Source organism: Rhizobium chutanense (genome assembly GCF_002531935.1).
GTDB lineage: Bacteria > Pseudomonadota > Alphaproteobacteria > Rhizobiales > Rhizobiaceae > Rhizobium > Rhizobium chutanense.
The window spans coordinates 34,205-53,220 of sequence record NZ_NWSV01000025.1 but is presented as its reverse complement, the minus strand read 5'-3'; the positions used below and the strand labels follow the sequence as shown (position 1 = coordinate 53,220).

The window sequence follows — 19,016 nt, the reverse complement described above, 5'->3', positions numbered from 1 at the left end:
AGAGGTGGTCGGCAACGATGACTTCTACCTCAATCCTTGCCTACGTCACCCTCGTCACCAATGCCGACTACGCCATGGGCGCCACCGCCCTTGCCCGCTCCCTTCGCCGCACCGGCACGAGCGCCGACATCGTCGTCCTCCACACCGGCGGCGTCGATGCGACCGCCCTCGCCCCGCTCAAGACCCTTGACTGTCGGCTGATCGAAGTCGAACACCTGCCGCTTTCCGATACCTTCAACGAGCGCCACGCCCGCGGTCAGCTGCATTCCGCTGCCCCCTTCACCAAGGGCCGCAAGCCGGATTTCCATTCGCCGCTCGACAATTTCTGCAAACTCAGGCTGTGGCAGCTCGTCGAATACGAACGCTGCGTCTTCATCGACGCCGACGCCCTCGTGCTGAAAAACATCGACAGGCTGTTCCTCTATCCGGAATTTTCCGCAGCTCCCAATGTCTATGAAGGCCTCGCCGATTTCCGCCGCATGAATTCCGGCGTGTTCGTCGCCACGCCCTCGCATGACACATTCCGGCACATGCTCGAAAGGCTCGACAGGCCGGATGCTTTCTGGCGCCGCACCGATCAGACCTTTCTCGAGACGTTCTTCCCGGATTGGCACGGCCTGCCGATCTATTTCAACATGCTGCAATATGTATGGTTCACCATGCCGGAGCTTTGGGACTGGAAGAGCATTTCGATCCTGCACTACCAGTATGAAAAACCCTGGGAAAAGAATCATCCCAAGGCGGCGCGGCTACAACCGTTGATCGATCTGTGGCACCGTTTCCATGATGGCGGCGATGTGCCCGAGATCGCGGCACTGGACAATCCGGAAGGGGCAGCATGAAGGTACTGGTATCTGGCGGAACAGGTCTCGTCGGACGGTATATCGTCGAAGAGCTGCTGACTGCCGGCTATCAGGTGATCGTCGGCGGACGCCGTGCGCCGCATCCGCGCCTCTTCTCCCGCGCGGTCGAGTTTGCAGCCCTTTCGCTTGATCCCGAGAAGGATCAGATCGACATTTTCGACGACGCCTATTTTTTCGTCCACGCCGCCTTCAGCCATGTTCCCGGCAAATATCGCGGCGGCGAGGGCGACGATCCGAAGACCTTCCACAAGCTGAATCTCGACGGCACCGTCCGGCTTTTCGAGGCCGCCAAACGCGCCGGCACACGCCGCTGCATCTTCCTGTCCAGCCGCGCTGCCTACGGCGAACATGCCGGGGGAAGCGAACTGACGGAGACGATGCTGGCCAAGCCCGAAACGCTCTACGGCCAGGTCAAGCTCGATGCCGAGCGAGCGCTTGCCCACCTCTCCACACCGGGTTTTGCCGGCGTGAGCCTGAGGGCGACCGGCATCTATGGCGATTTCTTCCCGAACAAATGGGATGGCCTGATCGCCGATTACCTCGCCGGCCGGCCGGTTGCTTCACGTGTGGGAACGGAAGTTCACGGCCGCGACCTCGGGCGGGCGGTACGGCTGATGCTGGAGACGGAAAGCAACCGCATCTCCGGCGAGATTTTCAACGTCTCGGACATCGCGGTCGACACCAGCGATATTCTTTCCTTCATCCGCCGCGAGACGGGCTGTCGGCACGCATTGCCCACCCCCGCCGACAAAGCAGCGCTCACTGCAATGAGCACAGCGAAAATCCGCGCGCTCGGCTGGGTGCCCGGCGGGACTCCTCTGTTCGAGGAAACGATGCAACGGCTGGCCGTTGCGCAGCCGCAATCTTCGGCGCCTATCCCGTACCGGCAATGATGGCAGGTTTCCCAATCCGCACCCGCCACGGCGTGAAGTGGGTGCGGTGCTGTCGCAGCCGGCATTGCATCGAACACTGAGCCGTCTATGCTTGCCCGACCTTTCTGATATGGCAGATCGAATGACCGCTAGAGAATTGAAAGCGCAGTTGCGCAATGAACGGCTGTCCGCTCGCGACGCTATTTCCTCCGAGAACCGTGCGGCCAAAAGCGTGGCGATGGCCGATCATGCCGGCGAGGCCGTCGGCTTTGCGCCGGGCACGATCGTCTCCGGCTTCCTGCCGATCCGTTCGGAGGCCGATCTCAGGCCGCTCATGACGCGGTTTGCCGCGCGCGGCGCGCGGCTCTGCGTGCCGGCGATCCTCGATAAGCAGACTATCGTCTTTCGCGAATTGGCGGAAGGCGCGCCACTCACCGAGACCGGCTTCGGCACCGTGGGTCCTGGGGCGGATGCCGCCATTCTCGACCCGGAGATCTTGCTGGTGCCGCTTTCGGCCTTCGATGCCAGAGGCCATCGCATCGGCTATGGCGCCGGCCATTACGACCGCGCCATCGGCCGGCTCAGGCAAAAAGGCCTGCATCCGAAGCTGATCGGCATTGCATTCGACTGCCAGGAAGTGGCACATGTGCCCGATGAGCCGCACGACATAAGCCTGGATGCCATCCTGACAGAAAGCGGCCTTCGCTTTTTTGCCTCTTGGATTGGATAGGGAATGCGGCTGCTTTTTCTGGGTGACATGGTCGGCAAGACGGGACGCACGGCGGTCTGGGACCGCCTTCCCGGCCTGATTTCCGACCTCAAGCTCGATTTCGTCGTCGTCAACGGCGAGAACGCCGCCGGCGGCTTCGGCATCACCGAAGACATCTTTCTGGAAACGATCAATGCCGGCGCCGACGTGGTGACGACAGGCAATCACGTCTGGGACCAGAAGGAAGCTGTTGCCTTTGCCGGGCGCCACGATCAATTCCTGCGCCCGGCCAACTATCCGCAAGGCACGCCCGGACGCGGCTCCGGTCTTTTCTATGCCAGGAACGGCGCGCGCGTGCTCGTCGCCAACGTCATGGGCCGGGTCTTCATGCATCCGGAACTCGACGACCCCTTCAAATCGGCGGAAGTGATCCTCGCCGCCTGCCCGCTCAAAGAGCAGGCCGATGCGATCATCTTCGATTTCCACGCGGAGGCGACCAGCGAGAAACAATGCTTCGGCCATTTCGTCGACGGCCGCGCCAGTTTCGTCGTCGGGACCCACACGCATGTTCCGACGGCCGATGCCCAGATCCTGAACGGCGGCACCGCCTATCTGTCGGACGCCGGCATGTGCGGCGACTACGACTCCTCTCTCGGCATGGATAAGGAAGAACCGCTGAACCGCTTCATCTCCAAAATGCCGAAGGGCCGCATGGAAGCGGCGAACGGCCCCGCGACGATCTGCGGCGTCGGCGTGGAGATTTCCGATAGAACCGGATTGGCCGAAAAGATCGCGCCGCTTCGGCTCGGACCGCGGCTGGCCGAAACGGTGCCGGAGTTCTGGCGGTAGAGCCTTCCGCAACACGCAATTGTGAGCATGCCTGGTCTGGACCGCTGCGACCTCATGCCGCATCCTCCCGCCGCCAATCCAAAGTGATGGAGCGCCGGAGGGGTGGCATGAAGCCGCAATATCTTGTCCTCGCTATCGCATTCGTCGCGCCAGCTTCCGCCGGAGCACAGGAACAGCGAACGCCCGTCAGCCAGTGCCAGGCAATCGCGCAGAATACGCCCAAGGCGACCTTCGCAAGCTTTTCCGGCGCGGCACCGTTGACGCCTGCCGTCTCTGAGGGCGAAGACGTCAAATTGACCTTCCTCGGCCATTCCACCTTCGAGATCGAAACCCCCGGCGGTATCGTCATCGCGACGGACTATAACGGCTGGTATAGGCCGGCGACGCTGCCCGACGTCGTGACCATGAACAAGGCGCATACGAGCCATTTCACCTTGACGCCGGATCCCGGCATCAAACATGTCCTGCATGGGTGGAGCGACGTTCCCGGCGAAAAGGCTGACATCGATCTCGTCATCGGCGATGCCTATATTCGCAATGTCCCGACGGATATCCGCTTCAGCTATGGCCTTGGCGGCTCGCAGGAGAACGGCAATTCCATCTTCATTTTCGAAATCGCCGGTCTCTGCATCGGCCATCTCGGCCACCTGCACTATGAGCTGACAGACGCCCATTACATCGAGATCGGCCGCCTCGACGTCGTCATGGTCCCGGTCGACGGCGGCCTGACCATGGGTGCAGACAGCATGAGCCGCGTTATCAAGCGGCTGCGCTCGTCGCTGATTCTGCCGATGCACCGACGCGGTCCGCCGGTCGAGGCCTTCGTTTCGATGTTCGGCAAGGATTTCGACGTCGCCAATGCGCCCGATGACAGCATCACCGTCTCCATGCGCACGCTGCCGAAAAAGCCGCTGATCTATGTCATGAAGGGTCTGCAGTAAAAAGACCGGCTACCTTCCCCGCCTCCGCGCATCAAGCGAACCGCAGGTGACGCTTGATGCCGACATCCGGCATCTTGTCGTCGTCGAGATTGGCCTTGGCGATCTCCCAGCCGAATTTCAGCTTGTTGCCCGTGGAAACCCAGATCTCGGCATCGTCGACATGAAGGGCAAGCATGGTGAGCCTGGGATCCTTCTTGCCGCCGTCATACCAGGCAGCAATGATCGAACTCCAATACTCCTCGATCTTGGCTGGGTCGGGACGCACTTCGATCACACCGGCAAGGCAGGCGTGATAGTCGTGATCCTTGCCGATAACGCAGAAATGCGCGCGGCTGCCGGGCTTTATGGCCCGCACGATATCGGCATCGATCTTAGTATAGAACCAGATCGTGTTGGTGGTGGGATCGGCATGCGGCGCCATCGGCTGCATGTGCATATCAAGCCCGGAAATTCCGAGCATGCCGGCATGGACATCGTTGACCTGATCCCAGAGCTGACGTGCTGGCTGTTCCTGCGCATCGCTGAGACTTGCCATGACCGTTCCTTTCCGTTGGATGGAGTTCTTGTAACGTCATCCCCTCGCCTTTGTTCCAAACTGCTTTTTCCTTGAACGGGTGCCGTTTCGCTCCTATAAGGCGGCCCATTCCGAACAATGAGACGTGAACAGGGGTGCCATGGCTGGCCATTCACAGTTTAAAAACATCATGCACCGCAAGGGCCGTCAGGATGCCGTGCGGTCGAAAATGTTCTCCAAGCTTGCGCGCGAAATCACCGTTGCCGCCAAGGCCGGCCTGCCCGACCCGACGATGAATGCCCGTCTTCGCCTGGCGATCCAGAACGCCAAGGCCCAGTCCATGCCGAAGGACAACATCGACCGCGCCATCAAAAAGGCAGCCGGCGCGGACGGCGAAAACTACGACGAAGTCCGCTATGAGGGTTATGGCCCCGGCGGTACCGCGATCATCGTCGAAGCTCTGACCGACAACCGCAACCGCACCGCCTCCAACGTCCGTTCGATCTTCACCAAGGCCGGCGGCGCACTCGGAGAAACTGGTTCCGTTTCCTTCTCCTTCGATCATGTCGGCGAAATCACCTACAAGCTTTCCGTCGGCGACGCCGACAAGGTGATGGAAGCCGCGATCGAAGCCGGCGCCGACGATGTCGAGACCGATGAGGACGGCCACTACATCACCTGCGGTTTTGAGGCCCTCGGCGAAGTGTCGAAGGCACTGGAAGCAAGCCTCGGCGAAGCCGAAACCGTCAAAGCCGTCTGGCGCGCCCAGAACAACGTGCCGGTGGACGAAGAAAAGGCTCAGTCGCTGATGAAGCTCATCGACAGCCTGGAAGATGACGACGACGTGCAGAACGTCTATTCCAACTTCGAGGTCTCGGAAGAAGTGCTGGCAAAGCTCTCCGCCTGACTTTCTCGAACGATCCTATTCGAAAACCCGGCCACGACGCCGGGTTTTCTGTTTTCGGGATGCTGTCTGCAATGCTACGCGGCGGCCCGCATGAAGTTTCCCAGTCCCGCAAACAGTTCCACCGACCTCAGCCGCGCCTCGATGTCATGGATCGGCATCGAGATGATCACCTCATCGGCCTGCGTTTCGTTGAGAAACTCCGTCAGTTTCGTCTCCGCCGTCTTCGGCGACCCCACCACCGCATAGCGCAGCGTGTGCTCGACGTTCATCTTCTCCATCGGCGACCAGAAATTTTCCATATCGGCCACGGGACGTGGGAACGGACCGCGGACATTGCGGCGCAGGTTGACGAACTGCTGTTCCGCCGAGGTGAAATGGTAGCGCGCCTCCTCGTCCGTCGCCGCCACCGCGCCCATCACGCCGACCATCACATAGGGCTTGTCGAGCGTCGCCGAAGGTTGGAAGCGGTCGCGGTAGATCGCGATCGCGTCCAGCAGCATGTCGGGCGCGAAATGCGAAGCGAAGGCATAGGGAAGCCCGAGCATGGCGGCGAGCTGGGCGCTGTAAAGGCTGGAGCCGAGCAGCCAGATCGGAATATGCGAGCCATTGCCGGGAACCGCGAGGATCGCCTGGTTCTCGACCGGCGTACCGAGCAGTTGCTGCAGTTCGACCACGTCGTTCGGGAAACTGTTGGCGCCGGCCTCCAGGTTGCGCCGCAGCGCCTGAGCGGTGCGCATGTCCGTTCCCGGCGCTCTCCCGAGGCCGAGATCGATGCGGCCGGGAAAGAGCGCCTCCAGCGTGCCGAACTGCTCGGCGATGACGAGCGGCGAATGATTGGGCAGCATAATGCCGCCGGAGCCGACACGGATGCGCGTCGTCGCCGCCCCGACGTGACCGATGACGACTGATGTGGCAGCACTGGCAATCCCCGGCATACCGTGATGTTCGGCGAGCCAGAAGCGCTTATAACCGAACTCCTCGGCCCTGCGAGCCATCCGTGCCGAACTCTCGAGAGACTGGCGGACACTGCTGCCTTCGGCAACGGGGGAAAGGTCGAGTATGGAGAAGGGAACCATGGGGAACCTGCCGGGCAGTTGACGGATGCCACCTATGTAGGTTCCCGCTTGCGCCATTCCAAACCATGCGCGCAACAAAAAAGGGCCGCGCGAAGGCGGCCCTTGTGAGATGTCTGACGCGATGGCTTACCGGTGACGACGCAGCACATGCACCTCGGCGCTTTGCTGGTGATGGCCTTGCGGCAAGGTGAAATTGCCGAGCTGGCGATCCATTTCCAGGGCCTCCGTCGCCAGCCTGTGGATCGCCTCCGTCGTCTCCTCGACCATCGAGGCGTTCTGCTGCGTCATCGCGTCGAGTTCGGCGACGGCGCTGTTGATCTCGCGCAGCGTATTGGCCTCCTCGCGGGTCGCACTCATGATCTCGTTGATCTGTCCGTTGATCGCTTCGACATGGGCGCCGATGCCGGTCAGCGCAACGCCGGCCTTTTCGACAAGCGCAACGCCGCTTTCGACCTCATGCGTCGATTTCTGCAGCAGGCTGGAGATCTCCTTGGCCGCACTCGACGAGCGCTGAGCGAGTTCGCGCACTTCCATGGCGACGACGGCGAAGCCCTTGCCGGATTCACCGGCGCGCGCGGCCTCGACGCCGGCATTGAGCGCCAGGAGGTTCGTCTGGAAAGCGATGTCGTCGATGACCGAGATGATCGTGTTGATCTGGCGCGAAGAGGTCTGGATCGCCTCCATCGCTGCGATCGTCTCGCGCATGATCTGGCCGGAGCCGGTCGCCTCCTTCTTGGCGTCGCGGGCGATACGCTCGGCCTGCTCGGCCCGCTCGATCTGCTGGCGGACGGACTGGGTGATGGCGCTGATCGCATTCGCCGTCTCGGTGATCGAGCCGGCCTGGCGCTCGGTGCGCCCGGCAAGTTCATCGGCGCCGGTGCGCATCTCCTCGGAGCCGGCGCGCACCGCCATCGAGTTGCCGCCGATTGCGGTCATGGTTTCGCTCAGCGTCGCGAGCGCTTCGTTGAAATTGATGCGCAGGCTTTCGAGCTCGTTCGGGAAGCGGGTATCGATCTGATAGGCGAGATCGCCGCTGGCAAGGTGATGCAGGCCCTCATCGATCGCCTCGACCACCTGCTGCAGCGTCTTCGCCTCGGCCTCGCGCTCCGCCAGATTCTGCTGGCGGTCCTGCTCGGCCTGCAGACGCGTCTCTTCGCTGGCGGCTTCGAGTTCGCGGCTTTCGATCAGCGACTGGCGGAAGCGAGCGAGCGCATTCGCCATCGTGCCGATCTCGTCCTTGCGGTTCAGACTGCCGATCTCGCTATCGAGCTTGCCGTCGGCAACATCCCGGGTGACGCCGGCAAGCCGCGCAAGCGGCGAAAACAGGAAATTGGTGACGAGACCGGTCGCAACCGCCATGACGACGAGCACGCCGATACCGATCATCGTCAGCAAAGTGGCGATCTCGATCGAGCCGGCATTGAGCTCGCTAAGCAGCACGCTCTCGACCGCGAGGAAGCGGTCGCCGCGATAGTCGATGCCGCGGACATAGGCGCGGGCCGGCCCGTCCGCCCTGTCGAAATCGGCAACCGTCATCGCCGAACTGGCAAGCGCGTCCTTGATGAAAGTGAAGGGAGCCGCATCGAGCGTCGCAAGCTTGCCGCTCTGATCGAGACCGACGGCCGATCCGTCGGCGGAGACGATCGCCGCCCGCGCCGTGCTGCCCTGAACGATGCCCTTGCCAAGGATACCGGTGACAATGTCGTCGCGCACCTTGAATAGAAAGATGCCCTTGGCCGCCCCGAGCTTGACGATCGGCACGGCATAGAAGATCGCCGACTTGCCGCTGGCGGCATCGACGCGCAGGCCGGAAAAGCCTGTCGGCGCGGCGTCATCGGTCGCCTTGGCCGTGTTCTCGATTGCCTTGGCGAAAGCGGTGCCGGCGCCGGTCGCCTTCCAGGCGTCCGACTTCAGGTTCTCGGCGAAGTCGTCCTGCTTCTTGTAGGAATAGAGGACCGTACCGTCGAGATCGGCAATCAACAGATCGCTGAACGCGGTATCCTCGAGGTCGCGGGCAACCTCGCCCTGTGTCTGCTCATGGTTCGAATAATAAAAACCACTTGGCCCCTCGGGTTTCATCAGCTTCTCGCGCTGGTCGGCCGGGTTGGGATTGCCCGTGATGAAAACCTTCTTCAGCTCGCCACGGGCATCGCCCGAAGTCTTCTGGATGGTCTTCCAGCCGCTCTTCAAGCTGGTGATCGACATCTGCAGCGCCTCGATGCGCGCGATGGAATTGGCCTGGTTTTCAAGCTGCGTCAGCTGGTCCTGCAGCATGTCGCCGCGAAAGATCAGCACGCTTTCCTTGGCCTTCAGCGCCTGTTCGTCGGAGATCCGGCTGCTGGCGAAATAAGCCAGCACGTCGATCACCGCGATCGACAGCACGGTCATCAGGATGAATGTGGCAATGACCTTGAAGGACAGGGATTGAAATCTCTGTGCCATGTACGACGAACCCCTTTTGAACGCGCCTCGCAGCCTCGGCACCCAGCGCATGCCTGATCGACTGACCTGTAAACAGAACATCGGGAGCTTGAATCTTCGTGAAAAGACGCCCCTCTCGTATTTGATGACTAGAATTCCGGCATCTGTTTTAATTCGCGGTAAATGGCGCGGCTTAAATCCATGGGTGTTTTTGTTTTGTTCACATATCGATGGCAGTTATTTCGCAATCGCTATAGGTTGAACCATGCAAAATACGATTCGCATCGTCGGCATCGATCCCGGACTTCGCCGCACCGGCTGGGGAATCATCGATACGCTTGGCAATTCCCTCCGATTTGTGGCCTCCGGAACCGTGACATCCGATGGAGACATGGACCTTGCCTCCCGCCTCTGCCAATTGCATGACGGCCTGGCGGAGGTCGTCCACAGCTATAAGCCGGATGAAGCTGCCGTTGAACAGACTTTCGTCAACAAGGATGCGGTGGCGACGCTGAAGCTTGGCCAGGCCCGCGGCATCGCCATGCTGGTGCCGGCGCGCGCGGGACTGCCGGTCTCCGAATATGCCCCAAACGCCGTAAAGAAGGCGGTCATCGGCGTCGGGCACGGCGAAAAACATCAGATCCACATGATGTTGAAGATCCTGATGCCGAAAGTCGAATTCAAGGGCGACGACGCCGCCGATGCGCTGGCGATCGCCATCTGCCATGCGCACAATCGCGGCAGCAACCGGATGCGACAGGCGCTGGCCGGCTAGTCTGTTCTTGACTTGTTCCCATTCGATGATAAGTAATACCTCGGAGGTATTACCATGCGCGTGACGGAAAAAGGCCAGGTGACGATCCCCAAGGACATCCGGGACCGCTTGAAGATCGGGCCGGGATCCGAGGTGGATTTCGTTGCCGATGAAAAGGGCGCCCGCTTGGTTGTTCTCTCCAGCAGGATAGAGCCATCGCAGGACGATTTTGAATCCTGGCTCGGCAGTATGAGCGGGACCCTCGACACCGGCGGCATGACGACCGACGAATTCATGGAATGGTTGAGAGGACCACGTGATGACGTCGGTTCTCGTTGATACGAACATTTTCATCGATATCTTCGGGCCGGACAATCCTTTCAGGGAATGGTCTGCGCGGGCATTGAGCGCATTGCGTCCAGATTCGCAATTCGTCATGACACCCGTTGTTTGGGCAGAGCTGGCAAGCATGACCCCGCGCGAGGAAACCCTTGCATTTCTGCTGTCGCGGTTAAACCTGGTCCGCGAGGCCCTGCCGTTTTCCGCCGCTTACCGGGCCGGTATGGCACATGCGCAGTACCTGAGGAGCGGCGGCCTGCGCGAGCGTACTCTGCCGGATTTTTTCATCGGCGCGCACGCCCTCGTTCGATCGCATCGCCTTCTGACGCGCGACGGCGCGCGCTACCGCTCCTATTTCCCGGAATTGGACATCATTTCTCCCGAAACGCACCCTTGAGAGACCGCACCCCATGATCGGCAAGCTGAAAGGCACCATAGACGAAATCGGCGAAGACTATGTGCTCGTCGATGTGCACGGCGTCTGCTACGTCGCCCATTGCTCGGCCCGCACCCTGTCCAAGCTCGGCTCGGCCGGCGAAGCCTGCGTGCTGTTCATCGAGACCTATGTGCGCGAGGACCAGTTGAAGCTCTTCGGCTTCATGACCGCGCTGGAGCGGGAATGGTTCAACCTGCTCCAAAGCGTCCAGGGCGTCGGCGCCAAGGTGGCGCTTGCCGTGCTCTCGACATTGACGCCGGGCGAACTCGCCAATGCGATCGCACTGCAGGACCGCACCGCCGTCTCGCGCGCGCCGGGGGTCGGCCCGAAAGTGGCAATGCGCCTCGTGACCGAATTGAAGAACCGGGCCCCTGCCTTTGCCGGGGAAGCGATCAACATCGGCCTCAAACAGGAACTCGGCGAAGGTGTCGCCGCCGCACCGGTTGCCGATGCGGTGTCCGCTCTGACCAACCTCGGCTACAGCAGAGACCAGGCGGCAAATGCGGTTGCCGCAGCAATGAAAACAGCCGGTGACGGCGCCGACAGCGCCAAGCTGATCCGATTGGGATTGAAGGAGCTGGCGCGGTGAACGCCGGAAAACCAATGAATGGATGTCGAGGCAGCCGACTTTTGGTGTATTGCTGTAACAGGTTTCAAAACGGAATGAGAGCATGAGTGAACCCGCCCGCCTGATATCGCCGGAAAAGCGGGGCGAAGACCTTGATATGACGTTGCGCCCGCAATCGCTGGACGAGTTCACCGGCCAGGCGGAGGCGCGCGCCAATCTCAAGGTGTTCATCGAGGCGGCGAAGAACCGGGGCGAGGCACTGGACCATGTGCTCTTCGTCGGACCGCCCGGCCTCGGCAAGACGACGCTGGCGCAGATCATGGCGAAGGAGCTCGGTGTCAACTTCCGCTCTACGTCCGGCCCTGTGATCGCCAAGGCCGGCGATCTCGCCGCGCTCCTGACCAATCTCGAAGAGCGCGACGTGCTCTTCATCGACGAGATCCACCGCCTCAACCCGGCCGTCGAGGAAATCCTTTATCCGGCCATGGAAGATTTCCAGCTCGACCTCATCATCGGCGAAGGCCCCGCCGCCCGCTCGGTGAAGATCGACCTGTCGAAATTCACGCTGGTGGCCGCCACCACCCGCCTCGGCCTGTTGACCACACCGCTGCGTGACCGCTTCGGCATCCCGGTACGCCTGAGCTTCTATACCGTCGAGGAGCTGGAACTGATCGTGCGCCGCGGCGCGCGGCTGATGAACCTGCCGATGACCGAAGAGGGCGCCCGCGAGATCGCAAGACGGGCCCGCGGCACGCCGCGCATCGCCGGCCGGCTGCTGCGGCGCGTGCGCGACTTCGCCGAAGTGGCGAAGGCCGAAGCCGTCACCCGCGAGATCGCCGATGAGGCGCTGACCCGCCTGCTGGTCGACAATGTCGGCTTCGACCAGCTCGACAAACGTTACCTCAACATGATCGCCGTCAATTTCGGCGGCGGCCCGGTCGGCATCGAGACCATCGCCGCCGGCCTTTCAGAGCCGCGCGACGCGATCGAAGACATTATCGAGCCCTACATGATCCAGCAGGGTTTCATTCAGCGCACGCCACGCGGCCGTGTTCTGACCGCAATCGCGTGGAAACATCTGGGAATGCAACCGCCCAAGGAGATGGAGGCGGCGCAGTTCCGGCTGTTCCAGGAGGACGACTGAGTGATCACCCGCCGCGGATTTTTCAAGGTTCTTGGCGGCGGTTTCGCAGGCGTCATGGCGCTCGGCGGTTACGCCTTCGCCTATGAACCGCTGGCGCGGCTCGGCATCGCCCGCTACCGGCTGACGCCGCCGGGATGGACGCCGGGACTGAAGCTCCGCGTCGTCGCGCTCGCCGATATCCATGCCTGCGAACCCTGGATGTCGGCAAGCCGCATTGCCGCGATCTGCCAGCGGGCCAATGAACTCGAAGGCGACGTCACCGTCCTGCTCGGCGACTACGCCTCCGGCATGAACATGGTGACGCAATATGTGCATTCGAGCCAATGGTCGAAGGCGCTAGCCACCCTGCACGCCCCGCTCGGCGTCCATGCGATCATGGGCAACCACGATTGGTGGGAGGACAGGACCGCCCAGAAGAATGGCGGAATGGAAACCTTCGGGCACCGGGCGCTCGCCGATGTCGGAATCCCGGTCTATAGCAACCGCGCCGTTCGGCTCGAAAAGGATGGCCGCGGCTTCTGGCTCGCAGGCCTCGAAGATCAACTGGCGCTGCTGCCCGGCAGGAAGTGGGGCCGCGCGCGCATGCTCGGCCTCGACAATCTCGATGGAACGATGGCGCAGATTAGCGATGACGCACCGGTCATCCTGCTCGCCCATGAGCCCGATATCTTTCCGCGCGTGCCCGAGCGTGTCTCGCTGACGCTGTCGGGCCACACCCATGGCGGACAGATCCGCTTCCTCGGCCGTTCGCCGATCGTCCCCTCGCGTTACGGCAATCGCTACGCTTATGGGCATATTGTCGAGGAGGGGCGGAATATCATCGTCTCCGGCGGTCTCGGCTGCTCCATTGCACCGGTGCGCTTCGGCGTGCCGCCGGAAATCGTCGTGATCGATCTCGGATAGGAATGACATGGCCAAGCGCACCCTCATCCGCCTGACTGCGGGCGCTGAGCGTTTCAATTATCGCATCGCCGGCCTCGGTTTTCGCGATGGCCACGTGCTCGTTCATCGCGCCGTGCACGAGCCCTTCTGGACCTTTCCGGGCGGCAGGGCGGAAATCGGCGAAACCTCGGAGGAGACACTGAAACGAGAGATGGTGGAGGAACTGGGGGTCGAGGTCACCGTCTCCCGCCTGCTCTGGGTCGTCGAGAACTTTTTCCACTACGAACAACGCGACTGGCATGAACTGGGCTTCTATTATCTGATGGACATCCCGCCGGAATTCCCCTTCGAGCCACACGAAATCGTCCATCGCGTCGAGGACGGCGACAATCATCTCGAATTCAAATGGGTGCTTGCGACGCGCCAGGCCCTGACTGCGCTCGACATCCCGCCCTATTTCATCGCTGATGAAATCGAGAACCTGCCGGCAGCACTCCGTCACCTCGTCTGGCGCGACGGCAATCTCGACGACGACTGACGCTAGTCTAACATTCCAGCAGCGTGTGAAGAGGAGATGCGCCGATGCCGACCTTCGATCCCGTCAGGTCATTTCGCAAACTCGCCTATAACAACGCCCTTGCCAACCACCGTCTGCTTCATGCCTGCGCGGCATTGAAGCCCGGTGAATTCGAGGCGCCGCGCACGAGCTTCTTCCCCTCGATCAAGGAGACCTTGAACCACATCATCACGGTCGACTGGTTCTATGTCGATGGCCTGGAAGGCGGCACGCTCGGCTTCCAGGCCTTCGAGGTCGACGAACCGTTCGACGACGTTTTATCCCTGGCGCAAGCCCAGGCGAAGGTCGATCAGCGCCTGACGGCGCTTTGCGAGACCTTGACGCCGGAAAGGCTGGTCTCGACCGTCCGCCTCCATCGCGGCGACCGCGTCCAGGAAGAACGGATGGACGACGTGCTCGCTCACCTTTTCCAGCACCAGACCCATCATCGCGGCCAGGTGCATGCGATGCTCGCCGGCACCAGCGTCGCCCCGCCGCAATTGGACGAATTCATCGTCGCCGACGATGCGCGGTTTCGCGGCAGCGAGCTCGCCGCTCTCGGCTGGAGCGAAGAAACGCTGATGAATTAATCCTGCAGCCGCCTTTTCAGCCCGTCGATGATCGTCTTGGTGAGAAGGTCGTAATTCTCGTCGAAATGGTGGTCGCCGGGCAGTTCGACAACCTCGGCGCCGCTCTCCTTCACCGCCGGACAGGCGACATCGTCATCATCGTCCTTACCGTAGATGCATTGCACCAGCTTCGGGTCGATGTTCTTCAGATCGGCGACGGGATCGCCTCCAGCCCCTTCCGTCTTCTGGCCGAGCCAGCCGAGAACGGAGATGACATAGTCGACCTGGTGCGAAAGCGACAGCAGCGACAATTGCGTCACCGCCGACTTTTCGGTTGGCTTGAGCAACTGATAGGTGGCCGGCACGACGTCGGCGCCGAAGGAATATCCGACAAGCAGCACATGCTTTACCTTCCACTGCTTTCGGTAAAAATCGATGATCTTCGAAAGATCAGCGGCAGTCTCCTCCGGCTTTCGCTCCGACCAGAAATAGTGAAGCGAATCGACGCCGACGACCGGAATGCCTTCCTTCTGCAGCGTGCCGCCGACCTCTTTGTCGATATCGCGCCAGCCGCCGTCGCCGGAATAGATCACCGCCATCGTATCAAGGGCAGGCGTCGCCTCGAGGACCGCCAGCGGCAGGCCGAGCGGATTGCCGAAGGCGCCGGAGGCGGTGACGAGATCATCGAGCGTATCGCCAAACACCGTTTGGGCATCGTCGGTCGAATCGCGGATCTCAATCGTCGCATGGATCTTCTTCAGCGCTTCGGCATGCGCCCTGCCGTCCTTGTCGGCATTGGGCGAGAAGACGGTGACGATCGGATCCGGCAGGGCGCCGTCGCTGAGGCCGTACATGATGCGTTGGCCGACGACCTTCTTGGAAGCCGGGGTGCAGAGCTCCTGGGCAAGCGGAATGCCGGCCTTCGGATCGACGGCGAGCGTCTGGCCGATCGTCGCATCCGGCGTCTGGGCAGCGATTGCCAGCGCTAGGGCCCCGCCTTCGCCGATGCCGGCGACGATCGGCAGATGATAGGCGCTATTGCCGGTCGCACGCTGCACCTGCTGGCTCAGCGATTCGATGTCCGAGACCATGTAGACGCAGCCGTCGTTGAGGCTGACGTCGTAGCGGCTCAGCGCCTGGATATAGGAAGGGAAGTCGACGCCGATGACGACCGCGCCCTCGGAAACCAGTCTGTCGGCCTCGGCCTTCTCGAAGTCGCCCCAGCCGGCGGCATCGGATATCAGCATCACCGTGCCCTTGACCTCCCCTTCCGGCAGGAAGATGTGCGGCGACGGGATAAGCCCGGCTTCGAAGCTCTGCGTGGTTTCCTCGGCGGCATGAACCGGTGCGGTCGCGAGCATGCAGGCGCATGCCGTGGCAAGAAGGATTGTCCTGATCATTTTCTCACTACCCCTTTCAATCCGCCCCCGATCAGAAATGTCGCGTCCATCAACGCGATCATCGGATTGCCCCCTCCGGATACCGCAAGATAGCGCGGTTGCCAGTGCGGATGAAACTTGGATTTGAATGCCCGAAGGCCTTTGAAGTTGTAGAAGCGCTCGCCATGTTCGAAGACGGTGCTGCCGATGCGGTCCCAGACGGGCGCCGCCTCGCGTTTCGACATGCCGGAGAGGGGCGCCATGCCGAGATTGAAGTGGGTGAAACCCTGGCCGCGCAGATATTCCATGATCTGCACGAAGAGAAAATCCATCGAGCCCTTCGGAGCATCCGGCGAGAAGCGCATGAGATCGATCGTGCCCTCCTCCCTGGACTCCGTGACGAGGATATTGGCGAAGGCGACGATCCTGCCGTCCTTTTTCAGAATGCCGACGGGCTGCGAGGAGACGTAGTCGGGATCGAAGGCGCCGAGCGAAAAGCCCTTTTCCTTGGCATTGTGATGTTCGAGCCAGGCGGTGGAAACGGCGGCGAGATCATCGATGACCGAGGACACGTGCTCCGGTTCGACGACGGCAAATTCCAGCCCGTCGCGCTGGGCGCGGCTTGCCGTCTGGCGAAGGTTCGCCCATTTGCCGCCCTTCATCTCGAAGGTTCGGAGATCGGCCACCGCCAGCTCGCCGAGTTTGAAGGCGCGAAGGCCGGCATCGGCGCAATGGGAAAGCAGCGCCGGCGAGATCTGGTAGAACACGGCGCGGCAGCCGGCGGCACGCGCCGCTTCGACGAACCGCCAGACCAGTTCCTGTACGGCGCGATGTTCGCCGACCGGGTCGAACAGCGCGATCCAGGAGCGGCCCTGCCGGCCGTACATGATGAAAGCATCACCTTTTTCCGAGAACATGATGCTCTTGTCGCCCATGCGCACCAGATTGGCGTCGGCATTGCCCTGTTTGATGACGATCTCGACGGCACGCGCCAGCGCCTCGTCCGTCGCCGGTTCCGGCCGAAAGGTTGCCGGCCGAAGCAGGCTGAAGATGGCGATCGCCGACGAGATGATGGTGATGCCGAGCACGGCGCGTAAGCCCCGCGGCGCTTCGGCGGTGAATTCGAACTGCCACCAGAGCTGGTTGCTGTATTCGACGTCGCGATAGACGAAGAGCAGGATGACGACGGCGCCGACGACGATGACGGCAATCGCCATCAGCCAGGACGCCGTCAGCGCCTGGTTGAGCAGCGAGGCGTGGCGGGTGAAGAGCCGACGGCTGACGAAGAGCCCGAAGATGAGGAAGGCGAGAAAGGCAGCTTCGACAAGCGCGATCGCCTTCAACAGCGACAAGGTCAGCGCCGCGACGGCCGAAAACACGGCCACCCACCAGGCGCCGTCGAGCCGCTGGCCGAGACCGCGGGCGGCGACGACGAGCGCGAGCCCGAGCAGGCTAGAGAGGAAATGCGCCCCTTCCACCATCGGCAGCGGCAGATAGTTGGAGAGGAATTCGAGGTTCTGGTCCGGCGTCGGCGTGACGCTCGAAAATATCAGCATGACGCCCAGCAGCAGCGCTAAGGCCGACAGCAGCTGCGGCATCAGCCTTCCGCCGATGCGCCGCACGCTGGAGGCGGCCGGGTGGTCGACGAAACGACGCAGCTCCGTCGCCGAAACCGCGAGCACGGCGAGCAGCAACGGCAGCACATGGTAGATCAGCCGGTAAAGCACCAGCGACCCGAGCACGGCATCGATGTTCACTGCGCTGCCGAGCGACGCGATGATCACCGTCTCGAACACGCCGAGCCCGGCCGGAACGTGGCTGAGCACACCGAGACCGACGGCGATCGCATAGACGGCGAGGAAGACCGGCCAGCCGATCGCCGTCTGCGGCAAGAGCACGTAAAGCACCGACGCCGAGGCGGCGATATCGAAGGCGGTGACGAGGAACTGCCGCGACCAGGTGCGCGAATCCGGCAGGCGGATGGCGACGGGACCGAGATCGAGTACGCGCCCGTCACGGCCTATGATCATCACCGCGCCCAGAATGGCGACGATCGAACCGGCGATCAATCGCAGCAGGAACGCGCTGACGCCGATCAGCGGGCCGATCTCATCGGCGATGACGATGAGGGCGATCGCTGCGACCCCCGCAAGCCCCAGACCGAAGGACAGCGTGACGAAGGCGATAATGCGGCCGATATCCTCCGGCGAAAGCCCCAGGCGGGTATAGGCGCGGTAACGGATCGCGCCGCCTGAAAGTGCGCCGAAGCCGGCAGTATTGCCGACCGCATAGGCGCTGAACGCCGTCAGCGCCACATGCGGAAAGGGCAGCTTCTTGCCGATATAGTCTATGGCGTTGAGATCGTAGAAAATCAGCGAGAGGAAACTCAGCGCCGTGAAAAACAACGCGAGCAGGATCGCGCTCGGTCTGGTCGCCGCCAGCGCATCGACGACGTCGTCATAACGCACCTCATTGGTGAGCTGCATGATCGCATAGCCGACTAGGCAGAAGACCACGAGTGTCGCCGCCGCCGTCAGCGGTGTTCTGTAACGTCTGAACAAAGCGCGAAAAGAAAATTCGTCCGCGTCTTCGATCTCTTTCAAATTGTCGTGGCCCGACATCTCTTATCCTGCTGCAATTGCCAGCTCGGCGGGAATCATTTTGGAAAGACGTAACATGACAGGCACGTAAGCTCCATGAAGCCATGCCGCCGCTACCCAGCCCCGCCGCTTGGCCTCCATCACTCTCAATTGGGGCGAATTTGCGCAGGCCGAGATTCCGGCGCATTGCATTTTCGTAAGCTTGCGACGAGCTTTACCACAAAGGCGATTTGAGACGCGGGAGAACGGTTCGATATGCACGATAGCCCGGCCCTGATGATGATCGTTCTCGGCCGTCTGTTGCTCGGCGGCCTCTATGTCGCTGGCGGCATTCATCATTTTTTCGTTATCGTGCCGCTGACCGACGCGATCGAAGCCCGCGGCATCCCTTTTGCGAAATGGGTACTGGTCTCCGGCAGCCTGTTTCAGATCGTCGCCGGCACAATGCTGATACTGGGTCTCTTCGTCGCGGCAGCGGCATTCGGTCTCATCGTCTTCACCCTTGCCGCCACGATCATGCTGCTGAATTTCTGGGATATGCAGGGAACGGCCCGCGAAAGCGCGATCAATACCTGGAAAACCAATATGGCGATCATCGGCGGCCTGCTGATTGCAGCCGCCGGCGCGATGTGAGGAT

General features: G+C 61.9%; 20 protein-coding genes. 15 read left to right on the top strand and 5 right to left on the bottom strand.

Annotation, left to right across the window (positions count from 1 at the left end):
* The first annotated feature begins 17 nt into the window (after positions 1 to 17).
* From CO666_RS26480 to CO666_RS26460, 5 genes are all read left to right on the top strand, one after another.
* Positions 18 to 842: a glycosyltransferase gene (locus tag CO666_RS26480; RefSeq protein WP_097615009.1), complete on the top strand. Its 825-nt coding sequence runs from the start codon at positions 18 to 20 to the stop codon at positions 840 to 842.
* On the top strand, positions 839 to 1,756 hold the full coding sequence (locus CO666_RS26475) for an NAD-dependent epimerase/dehydratase family protein (RefSeq protein WP_097615008.1): 918 nt from the start codon (positions 839 to 841) through the stop codon (positions 1,754 to 1,756). The genes CO666_RS26480 and CO666_RS26475 overlap by 4 nt, the downstream gene beginning before the upstream one ends.
* A gap of 121 nt (positions 1,757 to 1,877) precedes the next feature.
* Positions 1,878 to 2,465 carry a 5-formyltetrahydrofolate cyclo-ligase gene (locus tag CO666_RS26470; protein WP_097615007.1) on the top strand — a complete coding sequence of 196 codons (588 nt, stop codon included), beginning with the start codon at positions 1,878 to 1,880 and terminating at the stop codon, positions 2,463 to 2,465.
* 3 nt (positions 2,466 to 2,468) lie between these two features.
* Positions 2,469 to 3,293 (top strand): TIGR00282 family metallophosphoesterase, encoded by an 825-nt coding sequence (locus CO666_RS26465; RefSeq protein ID WP_085738279.1) that lies wholly within the window; start codon positions 2,469 to 2,471, stop codon positions 3,291 to 3,293.
* 107 nt (positions 3,294 to 3,400) lie between these two features.
* Positions 3,401 to 4,234, top strand: coding sequence for an MBL fold metallo-hydrolase (locus tag CO666_RS26460; protein ID WP_097615006.1), 834 nt, complete (start codon positions 3,401 to 3,403; stop codon positions 4,232 to 4,234).
* 31 nt (positions 4,235 to 4,265) lie between these two features.
* Here CO666_RS26460 and CO666_RS26455 read toward each other — a convergent pair whose 3' ends face one another.
* The gene (locus CO666_RS26455) at positions 4,266 to 4,769 is read right to left on the bottom strand and encodes a pyridoxamine 5'-phosphate oxidase family protein (protein WP_097615005.1); all 504 of its coding nucleotides are present in this window, start codon (positions 4,767 to 4,769) and stop codon (positions 4,266 to 4,268) included.
* Positions 4,770 to 4,908: 139 nt separating this feature from the next.
* Here CO666_RS26455 and CO666_RS26450 point away from each other — a divergent pair, with 139 nt between their 5' ends.
* Positions 4,909 to 5,655 (top strand): YebC/PmpR family DNA-binding transcriptional regulator, encoded by a 747-nt coding sequence (locus CO666_RS26450; RefSeq protein ID WP_097615004.1) that lies wholly within the window; start codon positions 4,909 to 4,911, stop codon positions 5,653 to 5,655.
* Between the two features lie 74 nt (positions 5,656 to 5,729).
* Here CO666_RS26450 and CO666_RS26445 read toward each other — a convergent pair whose 3' ends face one another.
* Complete coding sequence (locus CO666_RS26445; protein ID WP_097615003.1) at positions 5,730 to 6,731, bottom strand: LLM class flavin-dependent oxidoreductase; 1,002 nt, start codon at positions 6,729 to 6,731, stop codon at positions 5,730 to 5,732.
* 126 nt (positions 6,732 to 6,857) lie between these two features.
* Complete coding sequence (locus CO666_RS26440; protein ID WP_097615002.1) at positions 6,858 to 9,173, bottom strand: methyl-accepting chemotaxis protein; 2,316 nt, start codon at positions 9,171 to 9,173, stop codon at positions 6,858 to 6,860.
* Between the two features lie 244 nt (positions 9,174 to 9,417).
* Between CO666_RS26440 and ruvC the strand changes: the two genes are divergently transcribed.
* The 8 genes from ruvC to CO666_RS26400 all read left to right on the top strand — a co-directional run bounded on the left by ruvC (position 9,418) and on the right by CO666_RS26400 (position 14,421).
* Positions 9,418 to 9,927 (top strand): crossover junction endodeoxyribonuclease RuvC, encoded by a 510-nt coding sequence (gene ruvC / locus CO666_RS26435; protein ID WP_097615001.1) that lies wholly within the window; start codon positions 9,418 to 9,420, stop codon positions 9,925 to 9,927.
* 54 nt (positions 9,928 to 9,981) lie between these two features.
* A complete protein-coding gene (locus CO666_RS26430; protein ID WP_097615000.1) occupies positions 9,982 to 10,245 on the top strand; it encodes an AbrB/MazE/SpoVT family DNA-binding domain-containing protein in 264 nt (87 codons plus the stop codon).
* Positions 10,226 to 10,642 (top strand): type II toxin-antitoxin system VapC family toxin, encoded by a 417-nt coding sequence (locus CO666_RS26425; protein ID WP_097614999.1) that lies wholly within the window; start codon positions 10,226 to 10,228, stop codon positions 10,640 to 10,642. The genes CO666_RS26430 and CO666_RS26425 overlap by 20 nt, the downstream gene beginning before the upstream one ends.
* Positions 10,643 to 10,655: 13 nt before the next feature.
* The gene (gene ruvA / locus CO666_RS26420) at positions 10,656 to 11,270 is read left to right on the top strand and encodes a Holliday junction branch migration protein RuvA (RefSeq protein ID WP_097614998.1); all 615 of its coding nucleotides are present in this window, start codon (positions 10,656 to 10,658) and stop codon (positions 11,268 to 11,270) included.
* 82 nt (positions 11,271 to 11,352) lie between these two features.
* A complete protein-coding gene (ruvB, locus tag CO666_RS26415; protein WP_097614997.1) occupies positions 11,353 to 12,393 on the top strand; it encodes a Holliday junction branch migration DNA helicase RuvB in 1,041 nt (346 codons plus the stop codon).
* Positions 12,394 to 13,296: a metallophosphoesterase gene (locus CO666_RS26410; protein WP_097614996.1), complete on the top strand. Its 903-nt coding sequence runs from the start codon at positions 12,394 to 12,396 to the stop codon at positions 13,294 to 13,296.
* Between the two features lie 7 nt (positions 13,297 to 13,303).
* Positions 13,304 to 13,813 carry an NUDIX hydrolase gene (locus tag CO666_RS26405; RefSeq protein ID WP_097614995.1) on the top strand — a complete coding sequence of 170 codons (510 nt, stop codon included), beginning with the start codon at positions 13,304 to 13,306 and terminating at the stop codon, positions 13,811 to 13,813.
* 44 nt (positions 13,814 to 13,857) lie between these two features.
* Positions 13,858 to 14,421, top strand: coding sequence for a DinB family protein (locus tag CO666_RS26400; protein ID WP_097614994.1), 564 nt, complete (start codon positions 13,858 to 13,860; stop codon positions 14,419 to 14,421).
* Here CO666_RS26400 and CO666_RS26395 read toward each other — a convergent pair.
* Both CO666_RS26395 and mprF read right to left on the bottom strand, forming a co-directional pair.
* Positions 14,418 to 15,800, bottom strand: a complete 1,383-nt coding sequence (locus CO666_RS26395) for a virulence factor family protein (protein ID WP_097614993.1) — start codon at positions 15,798 to 15,800, stop codon at positions 14,418 to 14,420. The two genes, CO666_RS26400 and CO666_RS26395, sit on opposite strands and share 4 nt — an antisense overlap.
* Positions 15,797 to 18,400: a bifunctional lysylphosphatidylglycerol flippase/synthetase MprF gene (gene mprF, locus CO666_RS26390; RefSeq protein WP_097614992.1), complete on the bottom strand. Its 2,604-nt coding sequence runs from the start codon at positions 18,398 to 18,400 to the stop codon at positions 15,797 to 15,799. The genes CO666_RS26395 and mprF overlap by 4 nt, the downstream gene beginning before the upstream one ends.
* A 234-nt stretch (positions 18,401 to 18,634) precedes the next feature.
* On the opposite strand from mprF, the gene CO666_RS26385 reads away from it, so the two are divergent.
* Positions 18,635 to 19,012: a DoxX family protein gene (locus CO666_RS26385; RefSeq protein WP_097614991.1), complete on the top strand. Its 378-nt coding sequence runs from the start codon at positions 18,635 to 18,637 to the stop codon at positions 19,010 to 19,012.
* Positions 19,013 to 19,016 lie beyond the last annotated feature (4 nt).